15 protein-coding genes are annotated in these 15964 nt (G+C 70.4%); 10 read left to right on the top strand and 5 right to left on the bottom strand.

From position 1 onward, the window contains the following. Positions 1 to 19 precede the first annotated feature (19 nt). On the top strand, positions 20 to 2638 hold the full coding sequence (locus tag EV186_RS24310; protein ID WP_133851707.1) for a valine--tRNA ligase: 2619 nt from the start codon (positions 20 to 22) through the stop codon (positions 2636 to 2638). A gap of 57 nt (positions 2639 to 2695) precedes the next feature. Here the strand turns inward: EV186_RS24310 and EV186_RS24305 are convergent, their stop codons facing one another. Continuing rightward, entirely contained in the window at positions 2696 to 4237 is a 1542-nt protein-coding gene (locus EV186_RS24305) for an alpha/beta hydrolase (RefSeq protein ID WP_133851706.1), read from the bottom strand. Positions 4238 to 4467: 230 nt separating this feature from the next. Here EV186_RS24305 and EV186_RS24300 point away from each other — a divergent pair, with 230 nt between their 5' ends. Then, a complete protein-coding gene (locus EV186_RS24300) occupies positions 4468 to 5025 on the top strand; it encodes a dihydrofolate reductase family protein (RefSeq protein ID WP_133851705.1) in 558 nt (185 codons plus the stop codon). Between the two features lie 159 nt (positions 5026 to 5184). Here EV186_RS24300 and EV186_RS24295 read toward each other — a convergent pair whose 3' ends face one another. After that, positions 5185 to 5868: a response regulator gene (locus tag EV186_RS24295; RefSeq protein ID WP_133851704.1), complete on the bottom strand. Its 684-nt coding sequence runs from the start codon at positions 5866 to 5868 to the stop codon at positions 5185 to 5187. Next, on the bottom strand, positions 5865 to 7415 hold the full coding sequence (locus EV186_RS24290; RefSeq protein ID WP_133851703.1) for a sensor histidine kinase: 1551 nt from the start codon (positions 7413 to 7415) through the stop codon (positions 5865 to 5867). Before EV186_RS24290 ends, EV186_RS24295 begins: the two co-directional genes overlap by 4 nt. A 176-nt stretch (positions 7416 to 7591) precedes the next feature. On the opposite strand from EV186_RS24290, the gene EV186_RS24285 reads away from it, so the two are divergent. The 3 genes from EV186_RS24285 to EV186_RS24275 are packed head-to-tail and all read left to right on the top strand — an operon-like array spanning position 7592 to position 10677. Next, positions 7592 to 8878: a cation:dicarboxylate symporter family transporter gene (locus EV186_RS24285; RefSeq protein WP_424983277.1), complete on the top strand. Its 1287-nt coding sequence runs from the start codon at positions 7592 to 7594 to the stop codon at positions 8876 to 8878. Positions 8879 to 8908: 30 nt separating this feature from the next. After that, positions 8909 to 10276 carry a bifunctional tetrahydrofolate synthase/dihydrofolate synthase gene (folC, locus tag EV186_RS24280; RefSeq protein WP_133851701.1) on the top strand — a complete coding sequence of 456 codons (1368 nt, stop codon included), beginning with the start codon at positions 8909 to 8911 and terminating at the stop codon, positions 10274 to 10276. After that, positions 10273 to 10677 carry a DUF4233 domain-containing protein gene (locus EV186_RS24275; protein WP_166659304.1) on the top strand — a complete coding sequence of 135 codons (405 nt, stop codon included), beginning with the start codon at positions 10273 to 10275 and terminating at the stop codon, positions 10675 to 10677. The genes folC and EV186_RS24275 overlap by 4 nt, the downstream gene beginning before the upstream one ends. Before the next feature lie 58 nt (positions 10678 to 10735). On the opposite strand, the gene EV186_RS24270 is transcribed toward EV186_RS24275, so the two are convergent. Together EV186_RS24270 and EV186_RS24265 are read right to left on the bottom strand one after the other, a co-directional pair. After that, on the bottom strand, positions 10736 to 11089 hold the full coding sequence (locus EV186_RS24270) for a GntR family transcriptional regulator (RefSeq protein ID WP_166659340.1): 354 nt from the start codon (positions 11087 to 11089) through the stop codon (positions 10736 to 10738). Next, entirely contained in the window at positions 11086 to 11847 is a 762-nt protein-coding gene (locus EV186_RS24265) for a hypothetical protein (RefSeq protein ID WP_133851699.1), read from the bottom strand. The genes EV186_RS24270 and EV186_RS24265 overlap by 4 nt, the downstream gene beginning before the upstream one ends. Positions 11848 to 11990: 143 nt before the next feature. On the opposite strand from EV186_RS24265, the gene ndk reads away from it, so the two are divergent. Genes ndk through EV186_RS24240 form a run of 5 tightly spaced genes read left to right on the top strand, consistent with a single transcriptional unit; the run spans position 11991 to position 15944 of the window. Beyond that, positions 11991 to 12401, top strand: coding sequence for a nucleoside-diphosphate kinase (gene ndk, locus EV186_RS24260; protein ID WP_133851698.1), 411 nt, complete (start codon positions 11991 to 11993; stop codon positions 12399 to 12401). Positions 12402 to 12405: 4 nt separating this feature from the next. Continuing rightward, positions 12406 to 13293, top strand: a complete 888-nt coding sequence (locus tag EV186_RS24255) for a hypothetical protein (RefSeq protein WP_208115773.1) — start codon at positions 12406 to 12408, stop codon at positions 13291 to 13293. 38 nt (positions 13294 to 13331) lie between these two features. Further along, positions 13332 to 14264, top strand: a complete 933-nt coding sequence (locus EV186_RS24250) for an ABC transporter ATP-binding protein (RefSeq protein WP_208115772.1) — start codon at positions 13332 to 13334, stop codon at positions 14262 to 14264. Next, the gene (locus EV186_RS24245; protein WP_133851696.1) at positions 14264 to 15097 is read left to right on the top strand and encodes an ABC transporter permease; all 834 of its coding nucleotides are present in this window, start codon (positions 14264 to 14266) and stop codon (positions 15095 to 15097) included. The genes EV186_RS24250 and EV186_RS24245 overlap by 1 nt, the downstream gene beginning before the upstream one ends. 1 nt (position 15098) lies before the next feature. Next, positions 15099 to 15944 (top strand): ABC transporter permease, encoded by an 846-nt coding sequence (locus EV186_RS24240; protein WP_243754240.1) that lies wholly within the window; start codon positions 15099 to 15101, stop codon positions 15942 to 15944. Positions 15945 to 15964 lie beyond the last annotated feature (20 nt).

Below are 15964 nucleotides of genomic sequence, written 5' to 3'. Positions count from 1 at the left end.
CCTTCGTAGAATCTTCCTTGTGACCAATACCGAAGCCCCGCGTACCACTGACCTTCCGACCGCCTGGGACCCGGCGGCCGTCGAGGGACGGCTGTACCAGGGCTGGGTAGACGCCGGCTACTTCACCGCGGACGTCGACAGCGATAGGCCGTCGTACACGATCGCGCTGCCGCCGCCGAACGTCACCGGCAGCCTGCACATGGGTCACGCGCTGAACCACACGATCATGGACGCGCTGACCCGGCGCCGGCGCATGCAGGGCTACGAGGTCCTGTGGCTGCCCGGCATGGACCACGCGGGCATCGCGACGCAGAACGCGGTGGAGAAGGACCTGGCCACGGAGGGCAAGTCCCGCCACGACCTGGGCCGCGAGGCGTTCATCGAACGCGTCTGGGACTGGAAGGCCGAGTACGGCGGCAAGATCCTCGGCCAGATGCGCCGCCTCGGCGACGGCGTCGACTGGTCGCGTGAGCGCTTCACGATGGACGACGGGCTCTCCAAGGCCGTCCAGACGATCTTCAAGAAGCTCTTCGACGACGGCCTGATCTACCGCGCCAACCGGATCATCAACTGGTGCCCGCGCTGCCTGACCGCGTTGTCGGACATCGAGGTCGACCACTCCGACGACGACGGCGAACTGGTCTCGATCCGCTACGGCGACGGGGAGAACTCCATCGTCGTCGCGACCACGCGTGCGGAGACGATGCTGGGCGACACCGCGGTCGCGGTCCACCCCGACGACGAGCGCTACAAGCACCTGATCGGCAAGGAGGTCCCGCTCCCGCTGACTGACCGGGTGATCCCGATCGTCGCCGACGAGCACGTCGACCCGTCGTTCGGCACCGGTGCGGTCAAGGTGACCCCGGCCCACGACCCGAACGACTTCGAGATCGGCCAGCGCCACCAGCTGCCGTCGATCACGATCCTCGACGAGCACGCGGTCGTCACCGTGCACGGGCCGTTCCTGGGCATGGACCGGTTCGAGGCGCGGCCCGCGGTCGTCGCGGCGCTGCGCGAGGAAGGCCGGATCGTCGCGGAGAAGCGGCCGTACGTCCACTCCGTCGGGCACTGCTCGCGGTGCGGCACGGTGGTCGAGCCGCGGTTGTCGTTGCAGTGGTGGGTCAAGGTCGAGCCGCTGGCCCGTGCCGCCGGCGACGCCGTGCGCGACGGCCGCACCCAGATCCACCCGCCGGAGCTGGCCAAGCGCTACTTCGACTGGGTCGACAACATGCACGACTGGACCATCTCCCGCCAACTGTGGTGGGGGCACCGGATCCCGGTCTGGTACGGCCCGAACGACAAGGTCATGTGCGTCGGCCCCGACGAGGAACCGCCCGGCGAGGGCTGGACGCAGGACTCCGACGTCCTGGACACGTGGTTCTCCTCGGCGCTCTGGCCGTTCTCCACCCTGGGCTGGCCGGACCAGACCAAGGCGCTCGAGAAGTTCTATCCCACCAGCGTCCTGTCCACCGGCTACGACATCCTCTTCTTCTGGGTCGCCCGGATGATGATGTTCGGCCTGTACGCGATGGACGAGGTCCAGCCGTTCGACCACGTGTACCTGCACGGCCTGATCCGCGACGCGCAGGGCAAGAAGATGTCGAAGTCCAGCGGGAACGGCATCGACCCACTCGACTGGCTGGACCGCTACGGCGCCGACGCCACCCGGTTCACGTTGGCGCGTGGCGCGAACCCGGGTTCGGACATGGCGGTCGCCGAGGAGTGGGCGGCCGGTTCGCGCAACTTCGGCACAAAGCTGTGGAACGCCAGCCGGTTCGCGTTGATGAACGGCGCCACCACGGCCCTCGAGGTCCCGTCGCGGTCGGAGTTGACCGACGCCGACCGCTGGATCCTCGACCTGGAAGCCAAGCTGGTGTCCGATGTGGATGGCCTGTTCGAGGACTTCCAGTTCGCCAAGCTGTGCGACGAGCTCTACCACTTCACGTGGGACGAGTTCTGCGACTGGTACCTGGAACTGGCCAAGGTCCAGCTCGCCGAGGGCGGCGCGCGCGCGGACGCGACGCGTGCGGTCCTGGGCAAGGTCCTGGACACGATCCTGCGCCTGCTGCACCCGGTCATGCCGTTCATCACCGAGGTCCTGTGGAAGGAGCTCACCGGCGGCGAGTCCCTGGTGATCACGTCGTGGCCGACGGCCGGCGAGGTCACCGCGGACACCGTTGCGGCGCAACGGATCGAGGGCATCCAGAAGCTGGTGACCGAGGTCCGCCGGTTCCGCTCGGACCAGGGGGTGAAGCCGGGTCAGCGCGTCCCCGCGCGCCTGTCCGGCGTCGCCGAGGCGGGGCTCGGCGAGTTGGAGGCCTCGGCCCGGTCGCTGGCCCGGCTGACCGAGCCCGAGGACGGCTTCGCGGCGAGCGCGTCGCTGGAGGTCTCGACGCCCACCGGCACGGTGACCGTCGAGCTGGACCTCTCCGGCACGGTCGACGTCGAGGCGGAGCGCAAGCGCCTGACCAAGGACCTCGCGGTGGCGGAGAAGGAACTCCAGCAGTGCGAGGCCAAGCTGAACAACCCGAAGTTCACCGAGAAAGCCCCGGCCGACGTCGTCGAGAAGATCAAGTCTCGCCGCGCGGTCGCCGTCGCCGACATCGAGCGGATCAAGGCGCGCCTGGCCGCCATGTGAGCTGACGACGAAGGCCCCGCTTCCAAGCTTGGGAGCGGGGCTTTCGTCCGTCCGGGACTACTCGAACGGGCGGTGGTCGGGAACGCACACCGTCCCCGGTGCGGGCAGCGTCCCGGCGCCGAAGTAGCGGTCGACCGCCTGGCCGACGCACGCGCTCTGACCCAGCGACCCGTGGCCGTACGCGTCCAGCGCCAGCAGCCGGGCGTTGCCCAGGTTGCGCACCACCCGTTGCGCGCCGTCGAACGGCGTCTCCGGGTCACCGAGCTGGTTGCCCAGCACCAGCACCGGCACCGCCGTCTCGCGGTCCCACGGCCCGCGGTAGGTGTCCTGCGTGCGGTCGGGCCACAGCGGGCACGGCAGCGACTTGTAGGCGTCCTCCGGGCCGAAGCCGCGCACCTGCTGGTTCGCCTGGCTCGCGTAGGACCACCACAGTTCCGGGGTGGCCGGGTTCACCGTGTCCGCGCAGAACGTCGCGCCACCGGCGACCAGCGAGTCCACCGGCGTCTTGATCGGCGTGGCCCCGGTCGGCGCCAGTGCGAGCGCGGGTGTGGGCTCGGGTGACGACGTCGCAGCGGGCGCGTCCGGTGCCGTCCGCACCGCCTGCAACAAGTCGGCGAGCTTCGGCGCGTCGCGCTGGAAGGTCAGGGCTTGGTCCACCTGGGTGACCAGCGCCGGGTAGTCCACCACCGTCGGCTTCCCGGTCGCCGGGTCGGTGATGCGCACCGGTCCCTTCGCGAGGCGGTCGAGCAGGGCGTCGTACTTCACGTTCAGGTCGCCGCCGCGGAACGCGCACTTCGGCGACGCCGCACACGCCCGCAGGAAGGTCTGCAGCGCGTCTTGCGCGCCGTTGAAGGCGCCCAGCCGCACGCTGAACGGCACGTCCGCGTCCTGCGGGCGGTAGCCGGTGAACCAGTTGACGGTGTCGTCGGCGGCGTCGAGCACCATGGCGGCCACGTGGTCGGGGAACATGTTGGCGTAGGTCTGGCCGAGCACCGTGCCGTACGACAAGCCGTAGTAGCGCAGCTTGTCCTCGCCGAGCGCGGCGCGGATCCGGTCCAGGTCACGGGCCACGACGGCGGTGGACAGGTGGCTCAGCAGCGGTCCGCCGTTCTTGGCGCACAACCCGGTGAAGTAGCGGACCGCGGCCAGCTGCTCCTGGCTCTGCTCGTAGGTCACCGGGAAGGTGCCGACCGCCTTCGACACCACGTCCAGCTGCTTCGGGTCGGTGAAGCAGCGCACCGGGGTGCTCGCGCCGACCCCACGCGGGTCGAAGCCGACGAGGTCGTAGCGCTGGTGCAGCCCGGGGGTCAGCGGCGGGGCGAACCGGCCGGAAACCCCGGGACCACCCGGGTTGTAGACGATCGTCCCCAGCTTGTGCGCCTGGTCGACGGCGGGCAGCCGACCGAGGGCGAGCCGGACCGTCGGGCCGCTGGGGTCCTGGTAGGACAGTGGGACGTCCAGCGTCGTGCACTGGTAGCCGGGGTGTGCGGGATCGGCGCAGTCGGTCCAGACCGGTCCGGTGGCCGCGGCCGGGGTGACAACCGAGGCGGCCACCGCGGCGAGGACCACCGCGGCCACGGCAACTGTTTTGGTGATCATTTTTCCACGATGGCGCACACGGTTGGGGTGTGTCGGGGGCGCGAGCCCCAAACCCGCTGGTGGTGCTGGCTCCACCGCCGATCGGGTGGCCCGGCACGGTGATCAGCGGCGACCACGCAGCGTGGCCGCCGAAGATCATCCATGCGGACTACGCACCGGCATGTCGAGAAAGCCCGCGCGGCTCCGACCACGCCACGACAACGGACCAAACGCTTGAAGGAGAACACATCATGGGCAAGGTTGTGCTGGACGTGACGGCTTCCGTCGACGGCTTCACCTCGGGGCCGAACGTGCGCCCCGAGGAGCCGATGGGCGACCGCGGCGAGCTGCTGCACGAGTGGATGGGCGGGGAGGGTGCCGACGCCGAGCAGTTCGCCGAGCTCAACGCGAGCGTCGGCGCCACCGTCGTCGGACGCACCACGTTCGACCTGGGGCTGAAGAACTGGGGCGGCACGCCGTACCCCGGCGTCCCGTGCTTCGTCGTCACGCACCGGCCTGAGGAAGACTTCGTCGGCGACAACGGCGGCCAGTTCTCCTTCGACGGCCTGGAGGCGGCGGTGCGCCGGGCCAAGGAGGCCGCGGGGGACAAGGTCGTCTACGTCCTGGGCGCCGACATCGGCCGCCAGCTCCTGGCCGCCGGCCTGCTCGACGAGCTGAGCCTGCACATCGCCCCGGTGCTGCTGGGTGGTGGCGCGCGGCTGTTCGACGGCGAGCTGGCCGAGCTGGTGGCGGAGGGCGACCCGGTGATCGGGACCGCGCTGCACCAGCGCTACCGCGTGCAGCGTTAGGCGCTGTCCTGCGGATCCGTGGTCGCGGTCTTCGCGCCGAGGCAGCCCCTGGCGGCGTTGGCGGAAAGCCCGAGTACCTCCGGTACGAGGGCTTCCCGCCGCCTTGCCAGGAACCACCTCGATCACGAAGCCCATCGACCGAGAGCCACAGGACAGCGCCTAGGCCAGGCGGTAGCGCAGTTCGGGACGCCCCACCGAACCGTAGGTGGGGCTCCGCTCCGCTTGGCCCGCGTCGACCAGGTACTCCAGGTAGCGGCGGGCGGTCACCCGCGACACCCCGACCGCGTCGCCGACCGCGGTGGCCGTGGCGCCGTCCTCGGCCCGCAGCACCCCGCGCACCGCGTCCAGGGTCGCGTCGCTCATCCCCTTGGGCAGCTGCGTTTCCGGGCTGCGCAACGTGGCCAGCGCGCGGTCGATCTCCGACTGGTCGCTCGCCGTGCCCTCGGTCAGCGACCGCCGGAAGCTGGCGTAGCGCTCGAGCTTGTCGCGCAACGTCCGGAACGTGAACGGTTTCAACAGGTATTGCACGACGCCGGCCGACACGGCGGCACGCACCACGGCCAGGTCCCGAGCCGAGGTCACCATGATCACGTCGAGCTCCCGGCCCGCGGCCCGCAACGACCGGCACACGTCGAGCCCGGTGCCGTCCGGCAGGTACATGTCCAGCAGCACGAGGTCGACCAGATCCCGGTCCACCAACCGCAACGCCTGCGCGCCGGAGTGCGCCACCCCGGCCACCCGGAACCCGGGCACGCGGTCCACATAGGTCCGATGCGCTTCGGCGGCCACCTGGTCGTCCTCGACCACCAGAACGGCGATGGGGTCGGTCGTGTTGGTGCTCATCGCAGTGGCATCCGCACCGTGAACGTCGAGCCGTCCACTTCGACCGTCCCGCGGTGGCGCCGCACCGCCTGACCGACGAGGGCGAGCCCGAGACCCCGGCCGCCGCCGTCCTTGGTCGACCAGCCGCGCCGGAACGCACTGTCCACATCGGCCGGATCGAGCCCGCGTCCTGAGTCGGAAACGGTCACCAGCAACGCATTGCGCTCCGTGCTCACGGTCACCTGGACCCGGGGCGACGTGGCCGGCGGCGACGTGGCCACCGCGGCATCGATGGCGTTGTCGAGCAGGTTGCCCAGCACGGTGACCAGGTCGTGCTGGTCGATGCCGGTCAGCGCGCCGTCGTCGATGCGCGACTCGGGGGTCACTTCGAGCTCGACCCCGCGCTCGCTGGCCTGCGCCGCCTTGCCCAGCAGCAGAGCCGCGAGCACCGGCTCGTCGACCGCCGCGACCACGGTGTCGGTCAGCCGCTGGGCCAGCTCCAGTTCGGTGGTGGCGAACTCGATGGCCTGCTCCGGCTTGCCGAGTTCCACCAGCGACACCACCGTGTGCAGGCGGTTGGCCGCCTCGTGGGCCTGCGAGCGCAGTGATTCCGCGAGCCCGCGCACGGAGTCCAGCTCGCCGGTCAGCTGCTGCAACTCGGTGTGGTCGCGCAACGTCACGACCGTGCCGAGCAGCCGCTCGCCCTTGCGCACGGGCGAGGAGTTGACCACCAGCACGCGGTTTTCGGTCAGCCGCAACTCGTCCCGAACCTCTTGTCCGGCAAGGGAATCCGGCAATCCCAGCTCGGGCAGCGTGCGTCCGACCGCGTCCTGGGCGCCGAGCAGGTCACGGGCGCCGTCGTTGGCCAGGTGCACCACGCCGTGCCCGTCGAGCAGCAACAAGCCCTCGCGCACCGCGTGCAAGGTGGCCTCGTGGTACTCGAAGAGCCGGCCGAGTTCCTGCGCCGACATGCCGTGCGTGTGCCTGCGCAGCCGGACGGTCACGACGTAGGTCGCGCCGCTGCCGATCAGCAACGCGAGCGCCGCCACCCCGGCCAGCACGAGCAGCCGGTCGCGCAGTTCGGCGTTGACCGCCTGGACGGTGATGCCGACGCTCACCAGCGCGCGGATGCGCCCGGTGCCGTCGACCACCGGCGTGACCGCGCGGATCGACGGCCCGAGCGTGCCCGTGTACGTCTCGGTGAACGTCTGCCCGGCCAGCGCCGGCTCGATGTGCCCGAGGAAGTGCTCGCCGATGCGGGCCGGGTTGGGGTGGGTGTAGCGGATGCCCCGTGGGTCCATGATCGTGATGAAGTCGACGCCGGTGCTGGTGCGCACCCGCTCGGCGAACGGCTGCAGCTGACTGCTCGGGTTTGGCGTGTCCAACGCGCTGAGCAGCGACGGGGTGGCCGCGATGGTCTTGGCCAGCGCGGTCACCTCGCGGGTGGCGTTCTCGCCGGCGCGTGCCTCCGCATCGGAGTAAGCGAGCAGGGCACCGCACAACACGACGACGAGCACGATGACGGCCTGCAGCACGAACAACTGCCGGGCCAGGCTCCACCGCCGCATCGGGCTCACCGCCTTTCGCGAACGCAATGTACGCAATGGTGACCTGGGTCATAGCGGTGCGGATAGTCGGCACCCATCGCGTCCGCGTTCCCCCGCCCTAGGAGGACCCTGTGTCAACGCAGGCACCGGCTCGCCATAGCCGGTTATCGACCCACTACCTGTACATCCTCGTGCTCGTGGCCGTGGCCGCGGGCATCGTCGTCGGCTTCGCGGCGCCGGACGCCGCCAAGCACCTGGCCCCGCTGGGCAAGGCGTTCGTCTCGGTCATCCAGATGATGATCAGCCCGATCATCTTCTGCACGGTGGTGACCGGGATCGGGGCGGTGTCGAAGGCCGCCAAGGTCGGCAAGGTCGGTGGCATGGCGCTGGGCTACTTCGTCGTCATGTCGTTCGTGGCCCTGGCCATCGGCCTGGTCGTCGGCAACATCCTGCACCCCGGCGAGGGCCTGCACCTGACCGACGCGCTGGCCGCCAAAGGCACGGACCAGGCGGGCGAGCCGCAGAACAGCACGCAGTTCCTGCTCGGCATCATCCCGGTGTCGCTGCTGACCGCCCTGGTCAGCGGGTCGGTGCTGCAGACCCTGCTGGTCGCGCTGCTTACCGGGTTCGCGTTGCAGGTCATGGGCTCGGCGGGCCGGCCGATCCTGCGCGGGGTCGGGCACCTCCAGAAGCTCGTCTTCCGGATCCTCGGCATGGTGATGTGGGCGGCGCCGATCGGTGCGTTCGGAGCGATCGCCGCCGTGGTCGGGACCGCCGGTGCCGGCGCGCTCAAGGGCCTCGCGGTGATCATGCTCGGCTTCTACGCGACCTGTCTGATCTTCGTGTTCGTCGTGCTCGGCGCGCTGCTGTGGTTCGGCGCCCGGATCAACCTGCTCTCGCTGCTGCGCTACCTCGGCCGCGAGTTCCTGCTGATCCTGTCCACGTCCTCCTCCGACGTCGCGCTGCCGCGGCTGATCGCGAAGATGGAGCACCTCGGGGTGAGCAGGCCGGTGGTCGGCATCACCGTGCCGACCGGGTACACGTTCAACCTGGACGGCACGATGATCTACCTGACCATGGCGTCGCTCTTCGTGGCCTCGGCGATGGACAAGCCGATGTCCGTGGGGGAGCAGATCGCCTTGCTGCTGTTCATGATGGTCGCGTCCAAGGGGGCGGCCGGCGTCACCGGCGCCGGGCTGGCCACCTTGGCCGGTGGGCTCGCGTCGCACCGGCCCGACCTGGTCGGCGGCGTCGGCCTGATCGTGGGCATCGACCGGTTCATGTCCGAGGCCCGCTCGCTGACCAACTTCGCGGGCAACGCCGTGGCCACCGTGCTGATCGGCAAGTGGGTCGGGGAGTTCGACCGCGATCGCGCCCTCGACGTGCTGGCCGGCGGGCAGCCGTTCGACGAGGTCACCCTGCTCGACGAGGAGCCGGAAGCCGAGGAGAAGTCCACATCGGACAGGGAGCCGGTTCCCGCGTAGGCCGGATGGGGGCCACGTAGACTGTTCTGCGTGGCCCCCATCGATCCAGGCGTGCTCGACCGGCTGCGCCAGGTCGAGGCCGAGCTGAACACCCGCTGGCCCGAGACCAAGATCGACCCGTCGCTTTCGCGGATCGCGGCGCTGGTCGACGTGCTCGGCGAGCCGCACAGGGCGTACCCCGTCATCCACATAGCGGGCACCAACGGCAAGACCTCGACCACCCGGATGATCGACGCGCTGATCACCCGGATCGGCCTGCGCACCGGCCGGCTGACCAGCCCGCACCTGCAGCTGGTCACCGAGCGGATCGCGCTGGACGGCAGTCCCATCGACCCCGAGCGCTACGTCGACACCTACGACGACCTCAAGCCCTACGTCGACATGATCGACAGCCGCTCGGACGTGCCGATGAGCAAGTTCGAGGTGCTGACCGGCATGGCTTTCGCCGCCTTCGCCGAGGCGCCGGTCGACGTCGGCGTCATCGAGGTCGGCCTCGGCGGCACCTGGGACGCCACCAACGTCGCCGACGGCAAGATCGCCGTCGTCTGCCCGGTCGCGGTGGACCACGTCGAGTACCTCGGCGGGGACATCGCGGGCATCGCCAAGGAGAAGGCCGGCATCATCAAGCCCGGGTCGATCGCCGTGCTGGCCGAGCAGACCCCCGAGGTCGGCCGGGTCCTGCTGGAGCGCACGGTCGAGGTGGACGCCACCGTCGCGCGCGCCGGCATGGAGTTCGGCGTGCTGCAGCGCGACGTCGCCGTCGGCGGGCAGCTGCTCCGCCTGCAGGGTCTCGGTGGCGTGTACGACGACATCTTCCTTCCGTTGCACGGCGAGCACCAGGCGAAGAACGCCGTGCTGGCGCTGGCCGCGGTCGAGGCGTTCTTCGGCGCGGGTGCCGATCGCCAGCTCGACGTCGCGGCGATCCGTGAGGGTTTCGCCTCGGTGGTCGTGCCGGGCCGGCTGGAGCGGGTGCGCAGTGCCCCGTCCGTGTTCGTCGACGCCGCCCACAACCCGCACGGCGCGACGGCGCTGGCCGAAGCCCTCACCACCGAGTTCGGCTTCCGCAAGGTCGTCGGCGTGCTCGCGGTGATGCGCGACAAGGACGCCGAGGGCATCCTCACCGCACTCGAGCCGGTGTTCACCGAGGTCGTCGTCACGGCGAACTCGTCGCCCCGCGGCATGACCGCCGATGAGCTCGCCGGCGTGGCCAAGCAGGTCTTCGGCGAGGACCGCATCGTGGTCGAGCCGCGGCTGGTGGACGCCATCGAGACGGCGGTCCACCTCGCCGAGGAGACCACCGACGAACGCGACGCCGTGTCCGGTGGCGGCGTGGTGGTGACCGGTTCGGTCGTCACCGCGGGCGAGGCCCGGTCCCTGTTCGGCAAGGAGCCTGCGTGAGCACGCCTGCCGACCCGAAGCCCGCGCCCGACCCGATGAAGGGCTTCCGCGGCGTCGCGGCCGGAACGTTGATCCTGGAAGGGATCGTCGTGCTGCTCGCCCTCCCCGTGGTCGCGAAGCTCGGCGACGGGCTGGCCACCTGGCAGGGGATTCTCGTTGGCGGGCTGGGGTTGCTGATGTTCCTGGCGTGCGGCGTCGTGGGCCGGCCGTGGGGCATCCCGGTGGCGCTGGCGTTGCAGGTCGTGATGATCGCGTCCGGCCTCGCCGTGCTCACCCTGGGCGGCCTCGGCATCCTGTTCGGCTTGGTGTGGGTCTACTTGTTGTGGCTGCGCAAGGACATCCGGCGCCGGATGGCCGAGGGCACGCTGGCCAGCCAGCAGCCCCAGTCCACATCGGACTGACCGCTTCTGCCTCCTTCGAATACATAGGACCCACTCGGCTTCGGCCACCGTTCGAACGTCAGGCGCGTAAAGCCGCCTGCACGATCGCCAACGCCTCGGTGGGCGAGATCCCCAACGCGTGCGCCCGCGCCGCGTAGTCCCCGGCCGCCCGCTGCACCGCGGCCCGGCTGCGTTCCCCTGCCGCGCTAACGAACGTCCCGGCCCGGCCGCGGGTCTCGACCAGTCCGGCCTCCTCCAGCTCCCGGTAGGCGCGGGCCACGGTGTTCGCCGCCAGCCCGAGGTCGGCGGCCAAGCCCCGGACCGTCGGCAGCCGCGTCCCGACCGCGAGCGACCGGTCGTTGATCCGCGCCGCGAGTTGCGTGCGCACCTGCTCGAACGGCGGGGTCGGTGCGTCCGCGTCCACGGTGATCAGCGGTTCGTCCACGCAGCACTCCTCTTCGTCAGCAGCTCGGCGACACCCCATAACACCGCCGACAGCACGCCGTACCCGATCAGCCACCACAGCACGTGCGACCCCGGCGTCGTGGCCACCCCGGCAACGAGCGCCACGACCACCGGGTACGGCGTGACCGCCCGGCGCGCATCCATCCGGCGCAACGCGTCGTCCACGGCGAGGGATTCCCGTTCGGCCGCGAGCGCGGGCCTGCGCAGCACGTCGAACAGCACCACCGCGCCGATCATCCCGAGCACGACCACCGTCACCGTGAACGCCACGCCGATCGCCCGCTCGTCGGACTCCGCCGCCACCACCGCCCCGACGGCGATCCCGGCCGCATAGATCAGCACGGCCGCCGTGGCGTAGTACCGGCCGAGCACCCCGCGCACCGTCCGTCCGCCGGGATGCGTCACCCGCGTGCGCATCCGCGCCGCGACTTCGCGCTCGCGGCGCCGCTGTACCCGCATGCCGAGCCACGCGCCGAACACCAGCACCAGCACCGAGATCGCGAACTCGGCGACCCCGGTCAGCGGCGTGCGGCCGGGTCCTAATCCCGCCCGTCGTTGCAGCACACCCCAGACGACGAGCAGGACCATCCCGATCGCGACGGCCCAGATCTCCGCCCGCGTCCCCTGCCTGCGCGCCGCGAGGCGTTCGGTCAGCGTGGGCGTCAACGTGACCCACCCCAGATCGTTGCGTCGCAGCCAGCAACTGGCGTTCTGCGCGTCGGTCATCGGCTACCTCCCCGTGTTTGTATCGAGTACTGTAGCACGCACATGAGGCAATGCCCAATACAAAACGAGCCCTGGCTACGCTGACAACGCCCGGGAACGAGCTGTCTGGGCCGATTCCCAACCCGTGAAGAGGAGTAGCAGTCGTGACTGAGCGCACCCTTGTCCTGGTCAAGCCGGACGGCGTGAGCCGCGGCCTGGTCGGCGAGGTCATCTCGCGCATCGAGCGCAAGGGCCTGAAGCTGGTCGCGCTGGAGCTGCGCAACGTCGAGCGCGACCTGGCCGAGCAGCACTACGCCGAGCACGCGGGCAAGGGCTTCTACGAGGACCTGCTGTCGTTCATCACCTCCGGCCCGGTCGTCGCGGCCGTCGTCGAGGGCCCCCGCGCCGCGGCCGCGTTCCGCCAGCTGGCCGGCGGCACCGACCCGGTCGAGAAGGCCGCCACCGGCAGCATCCGCGGCGACTTCGGCATGGAGGTGCAGTACAACCTGGTGCACGGTTCCGACTCGCCCGAGTCCGCCGAGCGCGAGGTCAAGCTCTGGTTCCCGGACCTGTAAAGCCATGCCGGACATCGGGGGAATGGTGCGGCGCGCCAAGCAGGGCGCCAAGCAGGTCATCGGCAAGGGCGACAAGAACGACAAGGACAGCGTCGACCCAGTCGACCCAGTCGAGGCGGTCGAACCGGTCGAGCCGGAGACGCCGGAGGTCGAGGACATCGCCGAGGTCGTCACCGAAGAGTCCGCCGAGGACGCCGCGTCGGTCGCCGATGTCGCCGAAATCGCTGAGGAGGTCGGCAGGCTGCGTGCGCTGATCGAGCGCACGCGGCCGGACCCCGGACCGGTGACCGGCCGCTGGTCGCTGGGCATCGGCGACCTGTTCGCCGAGCACCCGAAGGTGCCCAAGCGGCTGCGCGGGCTGGTGCGCAAGCTCGACCGCTACGGCGGGCTCGCGATCACCGAGGAGACCGTCGAGTTCGACGGCGACGACGTCGAGTGGTCCTCGGTCACCGAGATCCGCACCCGCAACCTCGTCGAGTACCTGCTCTCCGACGCCGTGGACCAGCAGCTGGAGTCCGTCCCGCTGCCGTGGTTCCCGGGGCGCAAGCGCGTGCTCGACGCCGTCGGCAAGGCCGTGCTGACCTTGCTGATCGCCGCCGCCAAGGAGCAGCTCGAGCGGCGCGACGTCGACATCCGCATCCCGGCCGAGGTGCACTACCGGGGCACCTTGCGCCGCCGCCGCGAGCTGGCTCCGGGCGTGCTGGCCGCGCTGGTGCTCGCCGATCCGGCGGTCAACCAGTGCCTCGTGGCCACCGCGGCCGCGCACGGCATCGAGGTCCGGGAAGCCGACGACGACCTGATGGCCGACGCCGAGGAGCGGGCCGCGAAGGTGCGCGCCAAGCTGGCCGCCCTGGAGGCCAAGCTGGGGAAGTTCCGGCCGAACGGCAATTGAGTCGATTCCTGTCGGTGGCCGTCGCTAGGGTGCGGCTCGTGGGTGGCGATGGGGCGCTGGTCAGCGCGAAGGGCTTGCTGAAGTCCTTCGGCGAATTCCAGGCCGTCAAAGGAATCGACGTCGAGGTGCAGCCGGGGGAGTCCTTCGGCTTCCTGGGCCCGAACGGCGCGGGCAAGTCCTCGACCATGCGGATGATCGCGTGCGTGTCGCCGCGGTCGGGTGGTGAGCTGAGCGTTCTGGGCCTCGACCCGAACATCGACGGGCCGAAGATCCGCGCGCGGCTCGGCGTCGTGCCGCAGGAGGACAACCTCGACGTCGAGCTGACCGTGCGGCAGAACCTGCAGGTCTACGGCCGCTACTTCGGCCTCGGCCGCGCCCACGTCAAGGCCAAGGCGGCCGAGCTGCTGGAGTTCGCCCAGCTCACCGACCGCGCCGACGCCGAGGTCGACTCGCTCTCCGGCGGCATGAAGCGGCGGTTGACCATCGCGCGTGCACTGGTCAACGACCCCGAGCTGCTGCTGCTCGACGAGCCGACCACCGGCCTCGACCCGCAGGCCCGGCACCTGTTGTGGGACAGGCTTTTCCGGCTCAAGCAGGCCGGCGTCACGCTGATCGTCACCACGCACTACATGGACGAGGCCGAGCAGCTTTGCGACCGGCTGGTCGTGATGGACAGCGGCCGGATCGCCGCGCTGGGCAGCCCGGCCGAGCTGATCGCCCGCTACTGCACCCGCGAGGTGCTCGAGCTGCGCTTCCCGCCGGGGGAGCAGGCGGCGGCCGAGCCCAAGGTGGCCGACCTCGCCGAGCGCACCGAGGTGCTGCCCGACCGGTTGCTGCTCTACGCCCACGACGGCGAGGCCGCCCTGGCCGCCGCGCACAACCGCGGGGTCCGGCCGCTGTCGGGCCTCGTGCGCCGCAGCTCGCTGGAGGACGTGTTCCTGCGCCTGACCGGACGGACCCTGGTGGACTGATGAGCACCGACACCGTTCGGCCGCCGCTGGCGGTCCGCCCGAGCACCGGCCGCGTCGTCGGCCCGCTGGCCGCCGCGTGGCTGGTCGTCGAGGCCAAGTGGACGTGGTACCGCAAGGGCTGGCGGGCCACGATCGGCAGCAGCATCCTCATGCCGTTGCTGTTCCTGATCGCGCTCGGCTACGGGTTCGGCACGCAGGTCAAGTCGGGCGCGGCCACCGAGGGCATGCGCTACGTCGCGTACCTGGCGCCTGCGCTGCTGGCATCGGCCGCGGTGCAGAACGCGGCGAGCGAGTCGACGTTCCCGATCCTCGCCGGGTTCAAGTGGCAGAAGATCTATTGGGGCATCGGCGCGACCCCGATGTCCCCGGCGCGCATCGCCGCGGGGGAGCTGTTGTGGATCAGCATGCGGGTGCTGATCTCCGGCACGGTGTACCTGGTGATCGCCATGCTGCTGGGCGCGATGTCGGGCCTGGGCGTCGTGCTCGCCCTGCTCTTCGCGACGCTGTGCGGGATGAGCCTGGCCGCGCCGCTGGTCGCGTTCTCGGCCACGATCGAGCGCGAAGGCCAGCAGTTCAACAACATCTTCCGGTTCCTCGTGCTGCCGATGACCTTGTTCGCCGGCACGTTCTTCCCGGTGGCGTCGCTGCCGGTGTACCTGCGCCCGATCGCGTGGCTCACCCCGCTCTGGCACGGCACCGAGCTGACCAGGGCGGCGGTCTTCGGGCGGATGCACCTGTGGCCGGTGCTCGGCCACACGGCGTACTTGCTGGCGTTGTTCGGGCTGGGCGCATGGCTGGCGGCACGCCAGTTCCAGCGCAGGCTGGCGGTGTGAGGTGACCACCGACGTGCGCGCCGAACCGGCCACCACCCCCGAACCACGCGGGCTCTTGCTGCGCATCCTGCCGTCCGCGTCGTACGCGGGCCGGGCCAACGTCGTCATCGAGCGCGCCTTGAAGGTATACAGCCGCGGCTGGATGGTGATCTTCTCCGGCTTCGCCGAGCCGCTGTTCTACCTGGTGGCGCTGGGTGTCGGCTTCAGCAAGCTGACCGGTGACGTGGTCGGTCCGAACGGCCAGCTGATCAGCTACACGGCGTTCGTGGCCCCGGCGCTGCTGGCGTCCTCGGCCATGAACGGCGCGGTCTACGACGCCACGTTCAACGTCTTCTTCAAGTTCAAGTACGGCAAGCTCTACGACGCGATGCTGGCCACGCCGCTGGGCCCGGTCGACGTCGCCATGGGCGAGATCAGCTGGGCGCTGATCCGCGGCGGCCTCTACTCGACGGGGTTCCTCGTCGTGATGGCGGTCTTCGGCCTGCTCTCTTCGTGGTGGGCGATCCTGGCGCTGCCCGCGGCCCTGCTGATCTCCCTGGGCTTCGCCGCGATCGGCATGGGCGCGACGACGTTCATGCGTTCCTGGCAGGACTTCGACCTGGTCCAGCTGTCGATCGTGCCGATGTTCCTGTTCTCGACCACGTTCTACCCGGTCACCGTGTACCCGGGTCCGATCCAGGTCGTCGTCGAGTGCCTCCCGCTGTACCACGGCATCGAGCTCATGCGGGGCCTGACCAGCGGCGTCGTCGGCTGGTCGATGCTCGGGCATGTGGCGTACTTCGCCGTCATGGCGGTCATCGGCCTGGTGGTGGCGTCCAAGCGCCTGGGCAAACTCCTGCTCACCTGAGCGCTGGGCAGTTCCACTAC

It is taken from the genome of Labedaea rhizosphaerae (assembly GCF_004362825.1).
In the GTDB taxonomy this organism is placed as follows: Bacteria; Actinomycetota; Actinomycetes; order Mycobacteriales; family Pseudonocardiaceae; genus Labedaea; species Labedaea rhizosphaerae.
The sequence above is the reverse complement of the archived record's forward strand: the minus strand, read 5'-3'. Positions and strand labels throughout refer to the sequence as shown.

Bases quoted from the DNA above. Each gene is read 5' to 3' on its own strand.
- EV186_RS24265 (WP_133851699.1), bottom strand. From the start codon at position 11,847: ATGACCGACGCGCAGAACGCCAGTTGCTGGCTGCGACGCAACGATCTG.
- EV186_RS24295 (WP_133851704.1), bottom strand. From the start codon at position 5,868: ATGAGCACCAACACGACCGACCCCATCGCCGTTCTGGTGGTCGAGGAC.
- EV186_RS24300 (WP_133851705.1), top strand. From the start codon at position 4,468: ATGGGCAAGGTTGTGCTGGACGTGACGGCTTCCGTCGACGGCTTCACC.
- EV186_RS24255 (WP_208115773.1), top strand. From the start codon at position 12,406: ATGCCGGACATCGGGGGAATGGTGCGGCGCGCCAAGCAGGGCGCCAAG.
- EV186_RS24305 (WP_133851706.1), bottom strand. From the start codon at position 4,237: ATGATCACCAAAACAGTTGCCGTGGCCGCGGTGGTCCTCGCCGCGGTG.
- EV186_RS24245 (WP_133851696.1), top strand. From the start codon at position 14,264: ATGAGCACCGACACCGTTCGGCCGCCGCTGGCGGTCCGCCCGAGCACC.
- EV186_RS24290 (WP_133851703.1), bottom strand. From the start codon at position 7,415: ATGCGGCGGTGGAGCCTGGCCCGGCAGTTGTTCGTGCTGCAGGCCGTC.